We start from the raw sequence: 16,583 nt of genomic DNA on the forward strand, positions 1-16,583 counted from the left end.
CGAGCAAGCGCTTGGTGCTGATCGGGGGAACCCTAGGCCGCGCTGGGGGCGGACGTCTATTTTTGTCCGCGGAAGTCGCGCCACTGCACCCGGGTGAACCAAGCGGTGACGCAGCCTAGCGCCGCATAAAAGGCCAAAAGGCCCCAATCTACCGCCGGAAAATCCCACACATAGCCGATCACCGCTGTCACGCTGATCACGCACAGCAGTCCGGAGAGCAGCGCAAACATCAGCGCGAGAAAGCGTTCCACGCCGGACTTGACGTTGTCCATGGTGTGGCGCGTTTCCTGCCAGGCATCGGCTGCATCGGCTAAGGGGCTCTGGGCTTGCGCGGCTATGGCTTCGGCCACATTGCCTTGCTGGACCAGCGCCGCAAAGTCGCCTTGGCGCGGGCGACTTGCCCGCTTGCGCCACCACAGGCCGAAAAACACCGCGGCGATGACCGCGATGATGATGCCGGCGTATAGCAACTGGTCTTGCCACGGGACGGAGCCTGCGTGCAGGGCGTAGTGGAGCATGGCGGTTTTTAATGGAGCGTCAGGCGGTGGTTTCGTCCAGCACGTCGTCTTCCAAGTGGCGTGCATCGCCCCAGCCGATCAGGTTCAGTCCGTCGGGTGTCCACAGCAGCCGGTTAATGGCCGCGTTGCCGAGGTGCCAGGTGCGCGGGGCATGCAGTTCTTGCCGGGTGGCCAGGCGGTAGAGCATGTCCATCACGCCGCCGTGGGCGACCAGCACGATGTGCTCGCCCGGGTGGCGCGCCGCGATGTCGTCCACCGTGGCCTGCACGCGCGCCAGCAGCTGGGTGGGGGTTTCGCCGCCGGGCGGGGCAAAGTGGGGGTCGCGCTGCTTCCAGCGGCGGGACTCATCGGGCCATTTCTCAGCAATGTCCGCCCAAGTCTCGCCCTCGAAGGTGCCAAAGCTCCGCTCGCGCAAGCCGGCGTGCAGTTGCACCTCGTGCGCTGTCGGGTTGGCTGCGTGTCGGGCAATGGCTTGGGCCGTGGTGTGGGCGCGCTGCAGGTCGCTGCTGTAGATCCGGTCGATGGATTCCTCTGCCAATGCCTTGCCCACCTGCTCGGCTTGCCACAGGCCACGGTCGTTCAGGCCTATGTCGAGCTGGCCTTGGATGCGGGTGTCCACATTCCAGGCGGTTTCGCCGTGGCGCACGGCAATGATGCGGGTGACCGGCATTAAGGGTTCTCTTTGTTCGCGGCCGGTAACTCCACCACGACTTTGCGCTGCACCGGCATGGGGTAGTCTTTGAGCGCGGCTTCCAGCATGGGGGGCAGCAGGTTCAGGGTATCGCGCCACGGGCCGTCAAAAACGGCCGTGGTTTCATAGGCCACCTGGCTGGTCGTGCTGTCGCGCAGGGTCAAGTGCACCCGATGGCGATACCAAGGGACCTCGATGTCGGGTGTAAGGGGGCGGTCTTCGTAGAGCCGTCCATCTGCGCCCCGGATGAACCGCGAGCGTGGCGGCCGGTAGTGCGGGTTGCGGATGTTGTCCGCCCCCAGCCCGACCATTACCAAGTAGCGCCCCGAGGCGTCATTGCGCATCACGCCCACGCGTTCCAGGGCTTCCTGGGTCAGGTTTTCTACGGTGTCTTGGGCGCTGCTGTTTTGTTGGGAGGGCAGGCGCTCAAACCGGAAGTCCGCCGGGCTGACGGGTGCACCGGCGCCGGCAAAGCTCTGCACATCGCTGTCGATCATGCGTGGCAAAGAGCAGCCTGTGAGCGCAGTTGCCAAGACCACGAGGGCCGGTAGGCACCAGGTTCGGAGGTTCGAAAGCATCAGCAGTCTCCCAATGGGGCTTGTGGCCGTGGCTTACAGGCTGACCACTTGCATTCCGGGCAAGCCCGCCAAGCCGGGCAGGGTGGGGGCAGGCAAGTCTTCGGCGTCAAAGGCCTTGTCGCCATTCTCGTCCGCAATGCCGGTGGGGCGGATATTTTTGAAATCGTGCTTGGTGTGGTCCATCAGGTGCGACGGAACCACGTTTTGCAGCGCGGTGAACATGGTCTCGGCACGGCCGGGGTATTGCTTTTCCCAGTCGCGCAGCATGTTGCCGATCTGCACCCGTTGCAGGTTGGTCTGGCTGCCGCACAGCGAGCAAGGGATGATCGGGAACTCGCGGTGCGCTGCCCAGCGGATCAGGTCTTTCTCGGCCACATAGGCCAGCGGGCGGATCACTACGAATTCGCCGTTGTCGCTGGTCAGCTTGGGGGGCATGCCTTTGAGCTTGCCACCGAAGAACATGTTCAGGAAAAAGGTTTGCAACATGTCGTCGCGGTGATGGCCCAGCGCAAGTTTGTTGCACTTGAGCTTGCGTGCTACGTTGTACAAAATGCCCCGGCGCAGACGGCTGCACAGGCTGCACATGGTCTTGCCTTCGGGGATGTTGCGCTTGACGATGGAGTAGGTGTCCTGCGTCTCGATGTGGAACTCCACGCCAAGCTTGGCCAGGTACTCGGGCAGGATGTGCTCAGGGAAGCCGGGTTGCTTCTGGTCGAGGTTGACCGCCACGATCTCGAAGTTGATCGGTGCGCGCTGCTGCATCTTGAGCAGGATATCGAGCATGCCGTAGCTGTCTTTTCCGCCGGACATGCAGACCATGACGCGGTCGCCTTCTTCAATCATGTTGAAGTCGATGATGGCTTGGCCCACTTGGCGGCACAGGCGCTTCTCGAGCTTGTGAGTTTCGCGCTCGATCTTGAGTTCTTTGTTGCGGTTGGCGGTGGCTTCTGCAGCCTCCGCGTCGGCGATGGTGTCTTCTTCAACCCATGTGGCGTTCATAGTGTTCTCTTTCCTTGTTGCAGTGTTCGCGCGGCGGGGTGGCTTACCACTGCCCGGTTTCCATGCGGATGGCAACTTCACAGTCTTCAAAAATTTCCAGTTTCGCGATCTTCACCCGCACGCCCAGCACACCGGGCAGTTGCATCAGCCGGTGGGCCAGTTTGCCGATCAGTGTTTCCAGCAGGTTCACATGTTCGGCTGTGCACTCCGTGATGATGATCTGGCGCACCTTGCGGTAGTCCAGCACATGGTTGATGTCATCGTCATGCGGCAGTAGCGGCTGGGTGCCCAGACTCAGCTCGGCGTCTACCTGAATAGGTTGGGGCGCGAGCTTTTCTGATTCCAGAATACCCAGGTTGGCGTCAAAGCGCAGGCCCGTGAGTGTCAGGGTTTGGTGACCGGTGCCGGCCTTCATGCTCTCGTCACGCATTGGCGCCTTTCATTCGGAATACTTCAACGCCTACCCCCGCACAGTCAGGGTACACGTCAGGTTTTTGGGTCGATAGGCGCACGGCGCGCACTTGTGGGTGCGCCAGCATCTGCTGCACGAGTTCGTCGCACAAGGTTTCCTGCAGTTCGACATGGCCGCGCGCCACACGGCTGGCAATCAGCTGGCGCACAAAGTCGTAGTCCACCACCTCGGAGAGGCTGTCGGATGTGGGCGTGCTGCCCTCAAAAGGCACGAACAGCTCCACATTGAAAATCAGCCGCTGGGTGACCCCTTTTTCAAAGTCGTGCGCGCCGATGCGCACTTGGACCACATGGTCCTTTAAAAAAAGGCGGCGGCACTCCAGCGCCAGGGTGACGAACGGATCGTGGCTCATGGGCGTGTTTTCTCGGGTTGGTCATCCACCGCAAACATCACGTCGCGGGCCAGCGGCACAAGGTGCTGGCCGTTGTCCACGCACAAGGTGGTGCCGGTGATGCAAGGGTTTTCCGCCAGAAACAGGCAGGTGGCGGCCACTTGGCCGGGGTCAATCGGTTCGCGCAGCAAATTCACCCGGGCGGCTTTATCGAAGTTTTCTTGCGTTTGCGGGCCGCTCAGAAACATCAGGCCCGGGGCCACACCGCACACCCGTACCGCAGGTGCGAGCGCCTGCGCCTGCAGAGCGACCGCCCGTTCGAGTGCGAGTTTGCTGACGGTGTACGAAAAATAATCCGGGTTCAGGTTGAACACTTTTTGGTCCAACACATGAATCACACTGTGCCCGCCCGCCAATGCGTCAGGGTCCAGGCTGTTGGCCATCCAGCGCGAGAGCGACAGAGGCGCCATCAGGTTCACTTCGAGTTGCTGGCGTGCGCCCTCGGTGTCGATGGCGTCGCCAGCATCGGGCTCGAAACTGCTGGCGTTGTTGACCAGACAGTGCAGGGGGCCTGATTTGACGGCAATCTCGGCGATCAAATCGCGGCGGCTGGTTTCATCGGCCAGGTTGGCGTGGATCGCATGTGCCTCATGCCCCTGGGCCCGCAGCTGTGCGCACAGCGCGAGTGCGGCATCCGCACTGCGTTGGTAATGGCACCAGACCTCCCAACCCGCAGCCGCAAAGCGGGTGCAAATCAAGGCGCCCAAACGGTGGGCTCCGCCGGTAACGAGTACGCGCTTCAACACAAATGATTCCTGAAATGGGAGTGGGGCGAGGGGGAAAGATAATCCGTGGCTTTACGCAACATAAAACAAACATCTATGTCCACGACGGAAAACATTCCGGCCAACTTGACCCGAATTATCGCGGATGCCATCGAGAAAGCCGGTGGATGGCTGGGATTTGACACATTCATGGCCATGGCTTTGTATGCGCCGGGGCTGGGCTACTACACCAACGGCTCGACCAAGTTCGGCCAAATGCCCCAAGGCGTGAGCACCGCAGAGGGCGTGCAGGGCGCGGGCAGTGACTTTGTCACAGCCCCTGAAATCAGCCCACTGTTCGGTCAGGCACTGGCCCGCCAAGTCGCCCAAGTGCTGGAGGCCACCCAGACGGACGAGGTGTGGGAGTTTGGCGCTGGCACCGGTGCGCTGGCAGGGCAGTTGCTTGATGCACTGGGCGACCGGGTGCGCGCGTACACGATTGTGGATCTCTCAGACTCCCTCAAAGCCCGCCAGCGTGAGCGCTTAGCCCGGCACGCCGACAAGGTGCAATGGGTGAGCGAACTGCCGGCCGCCATGCGAGGAGTAGTGGTGGGGAACGAGGTGCTGGATGCGATGCCGGTTCAGCTTCTGGCGCGGGTGGCCGGTGTGTGGCACGAGCGCGGTGTGGCGCTCTCTGGTGGCGACCTCGTCTGGGCAGACCGCTTGACCGATTTGCGCCCTCCGCTGGAGGTGGATGGCGAGCACGACTACCTGACCGAGATCCACGCCCAAGGCGATGCGTTTGTGCGCACCCTGGCAGACCGCTTGCAGCGGGGCGCTGCTTTGTTGCTGGACTATGGTTTTCCGGAGAGTGAGTACTACCATGTACAGCGGTCCGGCGGCACCGTGATGTGCCACCAGGCCCACCAGGCCGACGCCAACCCGCTGGACCGGGTGGGCCTGAAAGACATTACCGCGCATGTCAACTTCACCGGTACCGCAGTGGCCGCGCAAGACGCCGGCTTGGATGTGCTGGGCTACACCAACCAAGCGCACTTCTTGATCAACTGCGGCATGGCCGAGGCCATGCAGTCTCAGGATTTGGCGGCCCGTGTGGCTGCCAGCAAGTTGCTCATGGAGCACGAAATGGGCGAGCTTTTCAAGGTGATTGCCATCGGGCGGGGGGTTGACACGCCCTTGCTGGGCTTTGCCCGCGGCGACCGTACCCACCGGCTTTGATCTGACACGCCGGGCCAAGGAGACAGCAGTGCATGGGTTTGACCTGCGTCAGTACAAACCCGGATAGCTGAGGCTACAATCTAAATGCGAATTATTTTTATTCGTGACGGCGTCCGTTTATTGCGGTCGCCACAGATTCAAGAGCCCGCTTCATGAAACGCACATTTTTGACCTCCTTTTTCCGGCTCGCCGTCTTGGGCGCAGCCATGGGCAGCGCTGCATGGGTGCAAGCGCAATCCGTTACGCCTTCTGCCGAGGGCATCGTGGTGTACAACGCCCAGCACGCCAGCCTGACACAGGCATGGGTCGAGGCCTTTACCAAGGAAACCGGTATCAAGGTGACCTTGCGCCAAGGCGGTGACACCGAGCTGGGCAACCAGTTGGTGCAAGAAGGGGGCTCATCACCTGCTGACGTGTTTTTGACCGAAAACTCCCCCGCCATGACGCTGGTGGATGGCGCAGGTTTGTTTGCGCCGCTCGACCCCGCAACCATCAACCAGGTGGCACCCAACTTCCGTACGGCCCATGGCCGCTGGGTCGGTATTGCCGCGCGCAGCACCGTGTTTGTGTACCGCAAAACCAAATTTAGCAAAGACCAGTTGCCCAAATCCATCATGGATCTTGCCAAGCCCGAGTGGAAAGGCCGCTGGGCTGCCGCTCAGGCCGGTGCGGACTTTCAGGCCATTGTGAGTGCCATGTTGGAGCTCAAGGGAGAGGCTGCCACCTTGGCCTGGCTGAAGAGCATGAAAGAGAACGTGGTTCCTTTCAAAGGCAACAGCATCGCCATGAAGGCGGTTAATGCAGGCCAAGTGGATGGCGCAGTGATCTACCACTATTACTACTACGGCGACATGGCCAAGACCGGCGAGAACAGCGAAAAGGTGGGCCTGCACTACTTCCGCAACGAAGATCCGGGCGCTTTTGTCAGCATTTCCGGTGGCGGCGTGCTGGCCTCCAGCAAGCACAAAGCCGAGGCTCAGGCTTTTGTAAAGTGGATCACCGGCAAAGGCGGCCAAGAAATTTTGCGTACCGGCTCTTCGTATGAATACGCGGTGGGCCAAGGTGCCGCTTCGCATCGCAGTCTCGTGCCGCTGGCTGACTTGCAGGCGCCCAAAGTGGAGCCGGCCAAGCTCAATAGCCGGAAAGTGTCCGACCTGATGACGCAGGCTGGTTTGCTGTAAGCCTTGTTGTGACCACTCTTGCGGTGCATGTGAATGCGCCCCCGGCTCGCATGGTGCGCCGGGGGCGTTTGTCGTGGGTAGCAGGCGCGGCTTTGCTGGTGTCGGCATTGGCGTTGCTGCCTTTGGCTTTTGTCGTTTGGGTTGGCGTTCAAAGTGGATGGGACGTGGTGGCAGCGCTGGTCTTCCGGCCCCGTGTCGGTGAGCTGTTGCTCAACACCACGGCGCTGGTGGTGTTGACGGTGCCTGTGTGTATCGTGCTATCGCTGGCCCTGGCCTGGTTGACCGAGCGATCCGACCTGCCCGGAGCGCGCTGGTGGTCGTGGATTGCTGCCGCCCCCCTGGCTGTGCCGGCCTTTGTGCACAGCTATGCATGGATCAGCGTAGCCCCCGGCATGCATGGCCTGTGGGCAGCGGTTTTGATTTCAGTGGCGGCGTATTTCCCGTTTGTGTATTTGCCGATTGCGGCCGCCTTGCGCCGCCTGGACCCAGCCATGGAGGATGCTGCCGCGTCCTTGGGCCTGAGCCCGTGGGCGGTATTTGTGCGTGTGGTGCTGCCGCAAATGCGCTTGGCGATCTGGGGCGGGGCTTTGCTGGTCGGTCTGCACTTGCTGGCCGAATATGGCTTGTTTGTCACCATCCGGTTTGACACCTTCACCACCGCCATCGTGGACCAGTTCCAAAGCACCTACAACGGCCCCGCCGCCAATATGCTGGCCGGCGTGCTGGTGATTTGCTGCTTCGGGCTCTTGGGCCTGGAGGCCGGCACCCGTGGCCGCGAGCGCTATGCGCGGGTCGGCTCGGGCTCCGCCCGCCAGGTGCCGGTGCAAGCGCTCGGGCGCTGGTCGCTGCTATGCCTGCTCTTGCCAGTGGTGACGGCGCTGCTGTCCTTGGGTGTGCCCATGGTGACTTTGAGCCGTTGGCTGTGGGCTGGTGGCGCTGTGGTGTGGAATCTCCCTGAACTAATCCCCGCGGTGTGGCAAACCCTGCTGCTGGCAGGACTGGGCGCGGCCCTGACCACCGTGGCTGCGGTTCCCATGGCGTGGCTGTCGATCCGCGCGCCCGGCAAATTGCAACGCTGGGTCGAGGGGGCCAACTACCTGGCCGGTGCACTGCCGGGCATTGTGGTGGCGCTGTCGCTGGTCACCATCACGGTGCGGGTGGCGCGGCCTTTGTACCAAACGGTGTTCACGGTCATGCTGGCCTATGCTCTGATGTTTCTGCCCCGTGCGTTGGTCAGCCTGCGTGCCGGCATTGCCCAGGCGCCCAAGGAGCTGGAGCAGGCGGCCCGCAGCCTGGGCCGCTCACCGTTGCAGGCCATGTGGCAAATCACCATGCGACTGGCAGCTCCTGGTGCGGCTTCAGGCTATGCCATGGTGTTTTTGGCCATCACGACCGAACTGACCGCGACACTGCTGCTCGCGCCCAACGGCACACAAACATTGGCAACCGCCTTTTGGGCCCATAGCTCCGAGATCGACTACGCGGGCGCGGCACCTTATGCCCTCCTGATGGTGCTCTTGTCGCTGCCCCTTACCTGGTTGCTGTATATCCAATCCCGACGTGTTGCTGGACGATGACTACTCTTGAACTGCACGGCGTGCACAAATCGTATGGCGCGGTCGCCGCGCTCGAAGGCATACAACTGAGCGTGCCCCGGGGCAGCCGCACCGCCATCGTGGGGCCCTCCGGCTCCGGGAAAACCAGTTTGTTGCGCATCATTGCCGGCTTCGAGGCGCCAGACGCTGGCCGGGTCGTGTTGCAAGGCGAGGTGCTGGCCGATGGCCCGGCCATCGTGCCTGCGCACCGCCGCGGTATTGGCTATGTGCCACAAGACGGGGCGCTGTTTCCGCACCTGAGCGTGGCGGACAACGTGGGCTTCGGGCTCGACAAATCAGCGCCGGATCGCCGGGCGCGCATTGACGAGCTGATGGACATGGTGTCGCTGGACCGCGCGATGCTGCAGCGCCGCCCGCATGAGCTGTCGGGCGGTCAGCAGCAACGCGTTGCACTCGCCAGGGCGCTGGCGCAGCGGCCTAAGCTGATGCTGCTGGACGAGCCCTTTTCAGCATTGGACACTGGCTTGCGCGCATCCACCCGAAAGGCCGTGGCGCAACTGCTGCAAGCGGCAGGCATCACCACCATTCTGGTGACCCACGACCAGGCCGAGGCGCTGTCATTTGCCGACCAAGTAGCCGTGATGCGGGCTGGCCAGCTCGCACAAGTGGGTGCCCCGCTGGAGGTGTATCTCCGGCCGAAAGACCCGGTCACCGCCAGCTTTTTGGGCGAGGCGGTGGTGCTGAATGCGCGCTTGTCACAAGGGTGGGCCGAGTGTGCGCTGGGCCGCCTTCCCACCGGCGACACCTTGCGCCACGGAGACGGGCAAATATTGTTGCGCCCCGAGCAGCTCCACGTCACCCCTTTGGCGAGCACACCGCCATCTGCCAGACCCGGCACCGTGTGTGCGGGCACCGTAGTCGAGTCGGATTTTTGTGGCGCGGTGTGTGAGCTGTCGGTGCAGCTGGACGAAGATGCCGGCGGCACCCTGGTGCATGTGCACAGCGCGGGCCTCGATGCCCCGTTGGTCGGCGCCCGTGTAGCGGTGTCCGCACGCGGTACTGCCCATGTATTTCCCGCATCCTGAAAACGCGCAGTAACACGCCAGTAACCCTATAGGGGGGATGCGGGGTAGTATCTGCGCGCCGTTTTAAGGATTGTTTAATCATGCAGACTACCTTGCGAACTGAGACGATTGAGCGCACCGAGCGCCCCTGGGGCTGGTATGAAACCATCTCGGAGGTGCCGGGCAACAAGATCAAGCGCATCGGGGTACACCCCGGCCAGCAGCTCAGTTTGCAAAAGCACCACCAGCGCGCGGAGCACTGGGTGGTGACCACCGGCACCGCACGGGTGACGCTGGATGACCGCCAGTTTGACCTGCAGCCTGGGGAGTATTGCGACATCGCGATCGGGCAGGTGCACCGCTTGGCGAACCTGACCAACGGCCCGGTAGAGATTGTGGAAGTACAGTTCGGCAGTTACCTGGGCGAAGACGATATCGTCCGCCTGCAGGACGACTACGGCCGCGATTGAGCTTCCGACCCCCCTGTTTTTTCAAGATTTGAGAGCGAGTGCAGCATGGCTTTGACCCACGACATTGAATTGAACATTGCCCCCGGCAGCACGCCGGTTGCCTGTGTAGACATCGGCGGCACCAAAGTGGCAGTCAATATTGCCGACGCCGCAGGTGTGCGTGGCAAAGTCTCTGAGCCCACCGCCAAAGAAGGCTCTAACGACGCACTGGCACGCCAGATCATTCGCATGGTGGGTGAAAGCTGCGCCCTGGCGGGTGTGGCGGTGGCAGACATTGCCGCCGTGGGCGTGGCGACTTGCGGCCCGTTTGTGATCAATGGCGGCATGGTCGAGCTGGCAGGCCCCAACATCTGTGGCGGCTTGGCCGGCAAGGCCCGCGGCCTTCCCAATGACTGGGTTACTGCGCTGCTCGAGGCGCCGCTCAAAGCCGCTTTCCCCAATGTCCGGGTCGAAAACGATGGCGTAGGTGCACTTGAGGCCGAGCGTCGCTGGGGTGCCCTGCAGGGCGTGGCCAACTGCGCCTACGTGACCTGGAGCACTGGCATCGGCATGGGCTTGTGTGTGGATGGCCATATCCTGCGCGGCAAAAATGGCAACGCAGGCCACGCAGGCCACACCTTTGTCAGCACCAACCAAGACGCGTTGTGCGGCTGCGGCAACGTGGGCGATGTGGAGGGGCTGGTTGCCGGTAATGCGATTCCGCGTCGTTTCGGTGCGCAGGGCTACACCGATGCTGCTACGCTTTTTGTAGCGGCTCGCGCAGGTGAGGTGGGCGCTCTGGCCATTGTGGATGACTTGTGCGATGTGATGGGCCGCACCCTTTACAACATGGTGGCCACACTCGATCTGCAGCGCATCAGCATCGGCGGCAGCGTCTTTTGGCACAACCGCGAGTTCTTGTTACCCAAGCTGCAAGCGGCCCTCAAGGGCAAGTTGCCGGCGCTCACCGATGGCGTCGAAATCGTGCCGGCGGGCCTGGGTGAAAAAGTGGGCGACTATGCCGCGCTGGCCCTTGTGCTGGGCTAAAAACCGCTTTAACCCGCCGATTTCGAGCGGGTTAGGGAAACTCCTAGTAGTTTGGCGTTAAAAATTAATTAAAAATTAATTAATTCAAGTGGACATGGTGTCCAATTGAATTCAACGTTGCTTTCGGCCCAGAGCACAAAGGGCCGGACAGACAAACTTTATTTGGAGACAAGATGTTGAAGCTTTCTAAACTCGCCACCGCAGTGGCACTCGTGGTTGCTGGTTCGGCCGCTGTGGCTGGCGAAGTGGAAGTCCTGCACTACTGGACATCCGGCGGCGAAGCCAAGTCTGTGGCTGAACTGAAGAAGATCATGCAAGGCAAGGGCCACACATGGAAAGACTTCGCAGTGGCCGGCGGTGGCGGTGACAACGCAGCGACCGTGCTCAAGAGCCGTGTCGTGAGCGGTAACCCACCTGCAGCTGCCCAGATCAAGGGTCCAGCCATCCAGGAGTGGGCATCTGAAGGCGTGTTGGCTAACCTCGACGCAACTGCCAAGGCCGAAAAGTGGGACGACCTGTTGCCCAAGGTGGTGGCTGACGTCATGAAGTACAAAGGCAACTACGTTGCTGCTCCCGTGAACGTGCACCGCGTGAACTGGATGTGGGCTAACTCCGCTGTGCTGAAAAAAGCCGGCGTGACCTCCACTCCCAAGACATGGGACGAATTCTTTGCTGCTGCTGAAAAAGTCAAGAAGGCTGGCCTGATCCCCGTGGCACACGGTGGCCAGAACTGGCAAGACTTCACCACCTTTGAGTCTGTGGCTCTGGGCGTGGGCGGTGTCAAGTTCTACAACGACGCTTTGATCAAGCTCGACGAAAAAGCTTTGACCAGCGCCACCATGACCAAGGTCCTGGAAACATTCCGCAAGGTCAAGGGTTACACCGACGCAGCCGCTCCTGGCCGCGACTGGAACCTGGCTACTGCCATGGTGATCCAAGAGAAGGCCGCATTCCAGTTCATGGGTGACTGGGCCAAGGGCGAGTTCTCCGCTGCTGGCAAGGTTCCCGGCAAGGACTACGTCTGCGCTGCTGCTCCAGGCACCGCTAACGCATACACCTTCAACGTGGACTCGTTCGCCATGTACAAGCTCAAAGACGCTGGCGCTCAAAAGGCACAGGCTGATCTGGCTGCTTCCATCATGGGCACCGAGTTCCAAGAAGTGTTCAACCTGAACAAGGGTTCTATCCCTGTCCGTTTGAACATGAAGATGGACAAGTTTGACGATTGCGCCAAGACATCCGCCAAGGATTTCGTGGACACCGCCAAATCCGGTGGCTTGGTTCCTTCCGTGGCCCACGGCATGGCTATCAAGCCAGCTGCTGAAGGCGCGATCAAGGACGCCGTGTCCCAGTTCTGGAACGACGACAAGATCTCCGTTGCTGACGGCGTGAAGAACATCGCCAAGGCCGCTGCTACCAAGTAAGCCCTGGCCGGCGCCAGCAGGCGCCGTTCACCTCATATAGCCCTATCCCTCCCGCAGGGGTGGGGCTATTTCAAATCTCGTGTTCTTCAGGTCTATTCCCATGGCTCTTTCTGCTTTCGCGCGCCGGTTTGCCGCTGCATGTGCTCTGTGCGCAGGTGCAGGCGTGTTTGCGGGCGAAGTCGAGGTGCTGCACTACTGGACCTCAGGCGGTGAAGCCAAGTCGGTGGTCGAGCTCAAAGACATGATGGGAAAACGTGGCCACACCTGGCGCGACTTCACCGTGACCGGTGGCGGTGGCCAGAATGCCATGGCCGTACTCAAGCAGCGTGTGCTGGCTGGCAATGCGCCCGCAGCCGCCAATATCAAGGGGCCTGCCATTCAGGAGTGGGCAGAGCTCGGTGTCTTGAGCAACCTGGACGCGATGGCGTCTTTCGAGAAGTGGGACGAAACGCTCCCCAAGGTCGTTGCTGACCAAATGAAATACAAAGGCCGCTATGTGGCCGTCCCGGTCAATGTGCACCGGGTGAATTGGTTGTGGGCCAACTCCGCCGTGCTGAAAAAAGCAGGCGTTGCCGCGTTGCCCAAAACCTATGATGAGTTTTTTGCTGCCGCTGACAAAATCAAGGCCGCAGGCCTGATCCCTCTGGCCCACGGTGGCCAAGACTGGCAAGACTTCACGGTGTTCGAGTCCGTGGTGCTGGGCGTGGGCGGTGCAAGCCTTTACGACAAGGCACTGGTCAAACTCGACCGGGCTGCCATCAACAGCGATGACATGAAAAAGGCGCTGGAAACCTTCCGCCGCCTCAAGGCTTACACCGATACCGCCTCCGGCGGCCGCGACTGGAACGTCACCACCGAGCTGGTGATCAATGGCAAAGCCGGTTTCCAATTCATGGGCGACTGGGCCAAAGGCGAGTTCCTGGCCGCAGGCCAGACACCGGGCAAAGAGTTCACTTGCTCGGCAGCGCCCGGCACGGCCAATGCCTACACCTTCAACGTCGACTCTTTTGCCATGTTCCAGCTCAAAGGCTGGGAGGCCCAAAAGGCACAGGGCTACCTAGCCTATTTGTTGATGGGCAAAGAGTTCCAGGAAAAGTTCAATCTGCGCAAGGGCTCTATCCCGGTGCGCATGGGCATGAACATGGAGAAGTTTGACGACTGCGCCAAGACCTCCAGCAAAGACTTTGTAGCCACGTCCGCTTCGGGCTCACTGGTTCCGTCCGTGGCGCATGGCATGGCATTGCCGTCCTCGCAGCAAGCGTCCATGCGCGCTGCGGTGAGCGAGTTCTGGAATAACGACAAGCTGAGCGTGAGCGAAGCCGTCGCCAAATTGGTCGCAGTCAGCGCGCCAAAGCAAAAGTAAGACTTATGAAAACCATCGAAAACATCCTCCCCAAGCTGGTGATTGCCCCGGGCTTTGTGCTCGGATTCGCCTTCATTTACGGATTCATGATCTGGAACGGCATCCTGTCGGTCACCGGCTCGCGCATGCTGCCCAACTACGACGAGTTCGTAGGCTTGGAGCAGTACGTGCGCCTCTGGGAAATGGACCGCTGGTATGTGGCCTTGAAAAACCTGGGCATCTTCAGCGTGTTGTACGTGGGCGGCTCCATGGCCCTCGGCATGGGCCTGGCGATTTTCCTGGACCAGAAAATCCGCGCTGAAGGCGTGCTGCGCACCATTTACCTGTACCCCATGGCCTTGTCGTTCATCGTGACCGGCACCGCGTGGAAATGGATTTTGAACCCCAGCCTCGGCCTCGAAAAACTGATGCACGACTTTGGGTGGACCAGCTTCAGCTTCGACTGGCTGGTGCAGTCTGACACCGCTATCTACTGCGTGGTGATTGCCGGTATCTGGCAGTCCGCCGGTTTTGCCATGGCTTTGTCGTTGGCTGGCCTGCGCGGCATTGATGACAGCATCATCAAAGCGGCCCAGATCGACGGCGCATCCTTGCCCCGCATCTACTGGCGCATCATTCTGCCGATCCTGCGCCCGGTGGTGTTTTCTACCGTGTTGGTGTTGTCGCACTTGTCTATCAAGAGCTTTGACTTGGTCATGGCGCTCACCTCCGGCGGACCCGGCTACGCGTCTGACGTGCCTGCCACCTTCATGTACGTGATGAGCTTTACCCGCGGCCAGATCGGCCTGGGTGCAGCCAGCGCCACCATGATGCTGGTGTTTGTGGCCGCCCTTGTGGTGCCCTACCTGTACAGCGAATTGCGCACCAAACCCCACGACCGTTAATCCACGACCGTTACTTACGACCGTCCTCCACGATCGCACCTTATGCTGACCAAAAACCTACCCCGCATCCTGATCTACGCCACGCTGCTGCTGGCCGCCTTCTTCTTTTTGGCGCCGCTGTACGTGATGTTGGCCACCTCGTTCAAGGACGCCGAGCAAATCCGCTCCGGCAACTTGCTGAGCCTGCCCACCTCGCTCAACTTTGACGCCTGGTCTGCCGCTTGGTCCACCGCCTGTACCGGTGTGGACTGCCGCGGTTTGCAACCCTTCTTCACCAACTCCATCATCATGGCCGTGCCTGCGGTGTTGATCTCTACCGCGTGGGGCGCTATCAACGGCTACGTGCTGAGCATGTGGAAGTTCAAAGGCAGTGAAGTGCTGTTCGGCTTCATGTTGTTTGGTGTGTTCATGCCCTTCCAGGTGGTGCTGTTGCCCATGAGCCAAGTGCTCGGTTTTCTGGGCCTGTCCAGCTCGCTGGGTGGCTTGATCTTGGTGCACTGCATTGCCGGTTTGGCTGGTACTACGCTGTTCTTCCGCAACTACTACACCGCTATCCCCAAAGAACTGGTGAACGCTGCGCGCATTGACGGCGCTGGTTTCTGGCGCATCTTCTTCCGCATCGTGGTGCCCATGTCTACCCCGATCCTGATGGTGACGCTCATCTGGCAATTCACCAACATCTGGAACGACTTCCTGTTCGGCGTGGCCTTCAGCGGCGCAGACAGCAAGCCCATCACCGTCGGCCTGAACAACATGGCCAACACCTCCAGCAGTGTCAAAAGCTACAACGTCGACATGGCTGCGGCCGTGATTGCAGGTCTCCCCACCATGTTGGTCTACGTACTGGCAGGTCAATACTTCGTGAAAGGTCTCACCGCTGGCGCGGTGAAAGGATAAAAAATGGCAGCTTCTCTCCAAATCGCAGGCATCCGCAAAGTTTTCGGCAAGGGCGACAAAGCCGTTGAAGTCCTGAAAAAGATCGAAATCGACGTCGCCCCCGGCGAGTTCCTGATCCTGGTAGGCCCCTCTGGCTGCGGCAAGTCCACCTTGCTTAACATCATTGCGGGCCTGGAAGAGCCATCTGAAGGTGAACTGCGCATTGCCGGTAAAAACGTGGTGGGCGTAGCCCCTGCGCAGCGCGACATCGCCATGGTGTTCCAGAGCTACGCGCTGTACCCCACCATGAGCGTGGCCGACAACATCGGCTTCGCGCTGGAAATGCGCAAGGTGCCCGTAGAGCAGCGCAAAAAGCGCATTGCCGAAGTGGCTGCCATGCTGCAAATAGAACACTTGCTGGACCGCCGCCCAGCGCAGCTGTCTGGTGGCCAGCGCCAGCGTGTGGCCATGGGCCGCGCATTGGCACGTGACCCCCAGCTCTTCTTGTTTGACGAGCCGCTCTCCAACTTGGACGCCAAGCTCCGCGTGGAAATGCGCGCCGAAATCAAGCGCTTGCACCAGGTGTCTGGCATCACCAGCGTGTACGTGACACACGACCAGATCGAAGCCATGACCCTGGGCAGCCGCATCGCGGTCATGAAGGACGGCATCCTGCAACAAATCGGTACACCCGACGACATCTACAACCGCCCGTCCAACACCTACGTGGCCACCTTCATCGGCTCGCCCACCATGAACCTGATCAAGGGCCATGTAGAAGTGCCCGGTGCGCAAGGCCGCTTTACTTTCAACGGCAGCACCCTGGAGCTGGCAACCCCAGCCACTGGCGACGCCACCCTGGGCGTGCGCCCCGAGCACATTGAGCTCATCACTGGCGATGCCGCTTGGCGCGGCGAAGTGGCGGTGGTGGAGCCCACAGGCGCTGACACCTATGTGGTGGTGAAAACCGCTGCTGGTGAAGTGACTGTGCGCACCGCCCCGAGCGCTTCTTGGAAAGCCGGCGACCAAGTCGGCCTGCGCGTGAACCCTGCCAACACCAACTGGTTTAGCACTGCGACGGGTGTGCGTTTGGACGTTTAAGTCTTCAAGCCACTAACAAAAAGCCGGGCTGCCCTGATGGGGCAGC

18 protein-coding genes are annotated in these 16,583 nt (G+C 61.0%); 11 read left to right on the plus strand and 7 right to left on the minus strand.

The genetic code is table 11. The features are described 5' to 3' along the window. Nucleotides 1-56 precede the first annotated feature (56 nt). The 7 genes from RAE21_RS00450 to RAE21_RS00480 are packed head-to-tail and all read right to left on the minus strand — an operon-like array spanning nucleotide 57 to nucleotide 4,395. Entirely contained in the window at nucleotides 57-518 is a 462-nt protein-coding gene (locus tag RAE21_RS00450) for a hypothetical protein (RefSeq protein ID WP_313879638.1), read from the minus strand. 19 nt (nucleotides 519-537) lie between these two features. After that, entirely contained in the window at nucleotides 538-1,188 is a 651-nt protein-coding gene (locus RAE21_RS00455; protein WP_313879639.1) for a histidine phosphatase family protein, read from the minus strand. Further along, the gene (locus RAE21_RS00460) at nucleotides 1,188-1,787 is read right to left on the minus strand and encodes a hypothetical protein (RefSeq protein WP_313879640.1); all 600 of its coding nucleotides are present in this window, start codon (nucleotides 1,785-1,787) and stop codon (nucleotides 1,188-1,190) included. The genes RAE21_RS00455 and RAE21_RS00460 overlap by 1 nt, the downstream gene beginning before the upstream one ends. Nucleotides 1,788-1,820: 33 nt before the next feature. Next, nucleotides 1,821-2,786 carry a tRNA 2-thiocytidine(32) synthetase TtcA gene (gene ttcA, locus RAE21_RS00465; protein WP_313879641.1) on the minus strand — a complete coding sequence of 322 codons (966 nt, stop codon included), beginning with the start codon at nucleotides 2,784-2,786 and terminating at the stop codon, nucleotides 1,821-1,823. Nucleotides 2,787-2,829: 43 nt separating this feature from the next. Further along, nucleotides 2,830-3,201, minus strand: coding sequence for a dihydroneopterin aldolase (locus RAE21_RS00470; RefSeq protein WP_313876187.1), 372 nt, complete (start codon nucleotides 3,199-3,201; stop codon nucleotides 2,830-2,832). A gap of 7 nt (nucleotides 3,202-3,208) precedes the next feature. Beyond that, on the minus strand, nucleotides 3,209-3,610 hold the full coding sequence (locus tag RAE21_RS00475; protein ID WP_313874058.1) for a dihydroneopterin aldolase: 402 nt from the start codon (nucleotides 3,608-3,610) through the stop codon (nucleotides 3,209-3,211). Beyond that, nucleotides 3,607-4,395 (minus strand): SDR family oxidoreductase, encoded by a 789-nt coding sequence (locus RAE21_RS00480; protein WP_313879642.1) that lies wholly within the window; start codon nucleotides 4,393-4,395, stop codon nucleotides 3,607-3,609. Before RAE21_RS00480 ends, RAE21_RS00475 begins: the two co-directional genes overlap by 4 nt. A 75-nt stretch (nucleotides 4,396-4,470) precedes the next feature. Here RAE21_RS00480 and RAE21_RS00485 point away from each other — a divergent pair, with 75 nt between their 5' ends. The 11 genes from RAE21_RS00485 to RAE21_RS00535 all read left to right on the plus strand — a co-directional run bounded on the left by RAE21_RS00485 (nucleotide 4,471) and on the right by RAE21_RS00535 (nucleotide 16,537). Further along, nucleotides 4,471-5,592, plus strand: coding sequence for a class I SAM-dependent methyltransferase (locus RAE21_RS00485; protein ID WP_313879643.1), 1,122 nt, complete (start codon nucleotides 4,471-4,473; stop codon nucleotides 5,590-5,592). A gap of 152 nt (nucleotides 5,593-5,744) precedes the next feature. After that, complete coding sequence (locus RAE21_RS00490) at nucleotides 5,745-6,773, plus strand: iron ABC transporter substrate-binding protein (RefSeq protein ID WP_313879644.1); 1,029 nt, start codon at nucleotides 5,745-5,747, stop codon at nucleotides 6,771-6,773. Nucleotides 6,774-6,781: 8 nt separating this feature from the next. Then, a complete protein-coding gene (locus RAE21_RS00495; RefSeq protein ID WP_313879645.1) occupies nucleotides 6,782-8,350 on the plus strand; it encodes an ABC transporter permease in 1,569 nt (522 codons plus the stop codon). Continuing rightward, entirely contained in the window at nucleotides 8,347-9,414 is a 1,068-nt protein-coding gene (locus RAE21_RS00500; RefSeq protein ID WP_313879646.1) for an ABC transporter ATP-binding protein, read from the plus strand. Before RAE21_RS00495 ends, RAE21_RS00500 begins: the two co-directional genes overlap by 4 nt. Before the next feature lie 80 nt (nucleotides 9,415-9,494). Continuing rightward, nucleotides 9,495-9,863, plus strand: a complete 369-nt coding sequence (locus tag RAE21_RS00505) for a phosphomannose isomerase type II C-terminal cupin domain (RefSeq protein ID WP_313874052.1) — start codon at nucleotides 9,495-9,497, stop codon at nucleotides 9,861-9,863. A gap of 45 nt (nucleotides 9,864-9,908) precedes the next feature. Further along, nucleotides 9,909-10,889: an ROK family protein gene (locus RAE21_RS00510; RefSeq protein WP_313879647.1), complete on the plus strand. Its 981-nt coding sequence runs from the start codon at nucleotides 9,909-9,911 to the stop codon at nucleotides 10,887-10,889. Nucleotides 10,890-11,062: 173 nt separating this feature from the next. Beyond that, the gene (locus RAE21_RS00515) at nucleotides 11,063-12,313 is read left to right on the plus strand and encodes an ABC transporter substrate-binding protein (RefSeq protein WP_313874050.1); all 1,251 of its coding nucleotides are present in this window, start codon (nucleotides 11,063-11,065) and stop codon (nucleotides 12,311-12,313) included. Nucleotides 12,314-12,413: 100 nt separating this feature from the next. Next, on the plus strand, nucleotides 12,414-13,676 hold the full coding sequence (locus RAE21_RS00520; protein ID WP_313879648.1) for an ABC transporter substrate-binding protein: 1,263 nt from the start codon (nucleotides 12,414-12,416) through the stop codon (nucleotides 13,674-13,676). Between the two features lie 5 nt (nucleotides 13,677-13,681). Then, on the plus strand, nucleotides 13,682-14,560 hold the full coding sequence (locus RAE21_RS00525) for a carbohydrate ABC transporter permease (RefSeq protein WP_296509428.1): 879 nt from the start codon (nucleotides 13,682-13,684) through the stop codon (nucleotides 14,558-14,560). 42 nt (nucleotides 14,561-14,602) lie between these two features. Further along, nucleotides 14,603-15,457 (plus strand): carbohydrate ABC transporter permease, encoded by an 855-nt coding sequence (locus RAE21_RS00530; RefSeq protein ID WP_313874048.1) that lies wholly within the window; start codon nucleotides 14,603-14,605, stop codon nucleotides 15,455-15,457. A gap of 3 nt (nucleotides 15,458-15,460) precedes the next feature. Next, nucleotides 15,461-16,537: an ABC transporter ATP-binding protein gene (locus tag RAE21_RS00535; protein ID WP_313874047.1), complete on the plus strand. Its 1,077-nt coding sequence runs from the start codon at nucleotides 15,461-15,463 to the stop codon at nucleotides 16,535-16,537. Nucleotides 16,538-16,583 lie beyond the last annotated feature (46 nt).

Origin of the sequence: Rhodoferax potami (assembly GCF_032193765.1) — a bacterium.
GTDB lineage: Bacteria > Pseudomonadota > Gammaproteobacteria > Burkholderiales > Burkholderiaceae_C > Allorhodoferax > Allorhodoferax potami.

What these genes read in the sequence shown, in the direction of transcription:
- RAE21_RS00450 (WP_313879638.1), bottom strand. Translation starts at nt 518, where the DNA reads ATGCTCCACTACGCCCTGCACGCAGGCTCCGTCCCGTGGCAAGACCAG.
- RAE21_RS00455 (WP_313879639.1), bottom strand. Translation starts at nt 1,188, where the DNA reads ATGCCGGTCACCCGCATCATTGCCGTGCGCCACGGCGAAACCGCCTGG.
- RAE21_RS00460 (WP_313879640.1), bottom strand. Translation starts at nt 1,787, where the DNA reads ATGCTTTCGAACCTCCGAACCTGGTGCCTACCGGCCCTCGTGGTCTTG.
- ttcA (WP_313879641.1), bottom strand. Translation starts at nt 2,786, where the DNA reads ATGAACGCCACATGGGTTGAAGAAGACACCATCGCCGACGCGGAGGCT.
- RAE21_RS00470 (WP_313876187.1), bottom strand. Translation starts at nt 3,201, where the DNA reads ATGAAGGCCGGCACCGGTCACCAAACCCTGACACTCACGGGCCTGCGC.
- RAE21_RS00475 (WP_313874058.1), bottom strand. Translation starts at nt 3,610, where the DNA reads ATGAGCCACGATCCGTTCGTCACCCTGGCGCTGGAGTGCCGCCGCCTT.
- RAE21_RS00485 (WP_313879643.1), top strand. Translation starts at nt 4,471, where the DNA reads ATGTCCACGACGGAAAACATTCCGGCCAACTTGACCCGAATTATCGCG.
- RAE21_RS00490 (WP_313879644.1), top strand. Translation starts at nt 5,745, where the DNA reads ATGAAACGCACATTTTTGACCTCCTTTTTCCGGCTCGCCGTCTTGGGC.
- RAE21_RS00500 (WP_313879646.1), top strand. Translation starts at nt 8,347, where the DNA reads ATGACTACTCTTGAACTGCACGGCGTGCACAAATCGTATGGCGCGGTC.
- RAE21_RS00505 (WP_313874052.1), top strand. Translation starts at nt 9,495, where the DNA reads ATGCAGACTACCTTGCGAACTGAGACGATTGAGCGCACCGAGCGCCCC.
- RAE21_RS00510 (WP_313879647.1), top strand. Translation starts at nt 9,909, where the DNA reads ATGGCTTTGACCCACGACATTGAATTGAACATTGCCCCCGGCAGCACG.
- RAE21_RS00515 (WP_313874050.1), top strand. Translation starts at nt 11,063, where the DNA reads ATGTTGAAGCTTTCTAAACTCGCCACCGCAGTGGCACTCGTGGTTGCT.
- RAE21_RS00520 (WP_313879648.1), top strand. Translation starts at nt 12,414, where the DNA reads ATGGCTCTTTCTGCTTTCGCGCGCCGGTTTGCCGCTGCATGTGCTCTG.
- RAE21_RS00525 (WP_296509428.1), top strand. Translation starts at nt 13,682, where the DNA reads ATGAAAACCATCGAAAACATCCTCCCCAAGCTGGTGATTGCCCCGGGC.
- RAE21_RS00530 (WP_313874048.1), top strand. Translation starts at nt 14,603, where the DNA reads ATGCTGACCAAAAACCTACCCCGCATCCTGATCTACGCCACGCTGCTG.
- RAE21_RS00535 (WP_313874047.1), top strand. Translation starts at nt 15,461, where the DNA reads ATGGCAGCTTCTCTCCAAATCGCAGGCATCCGCAAAGTTTTCGGCAAG.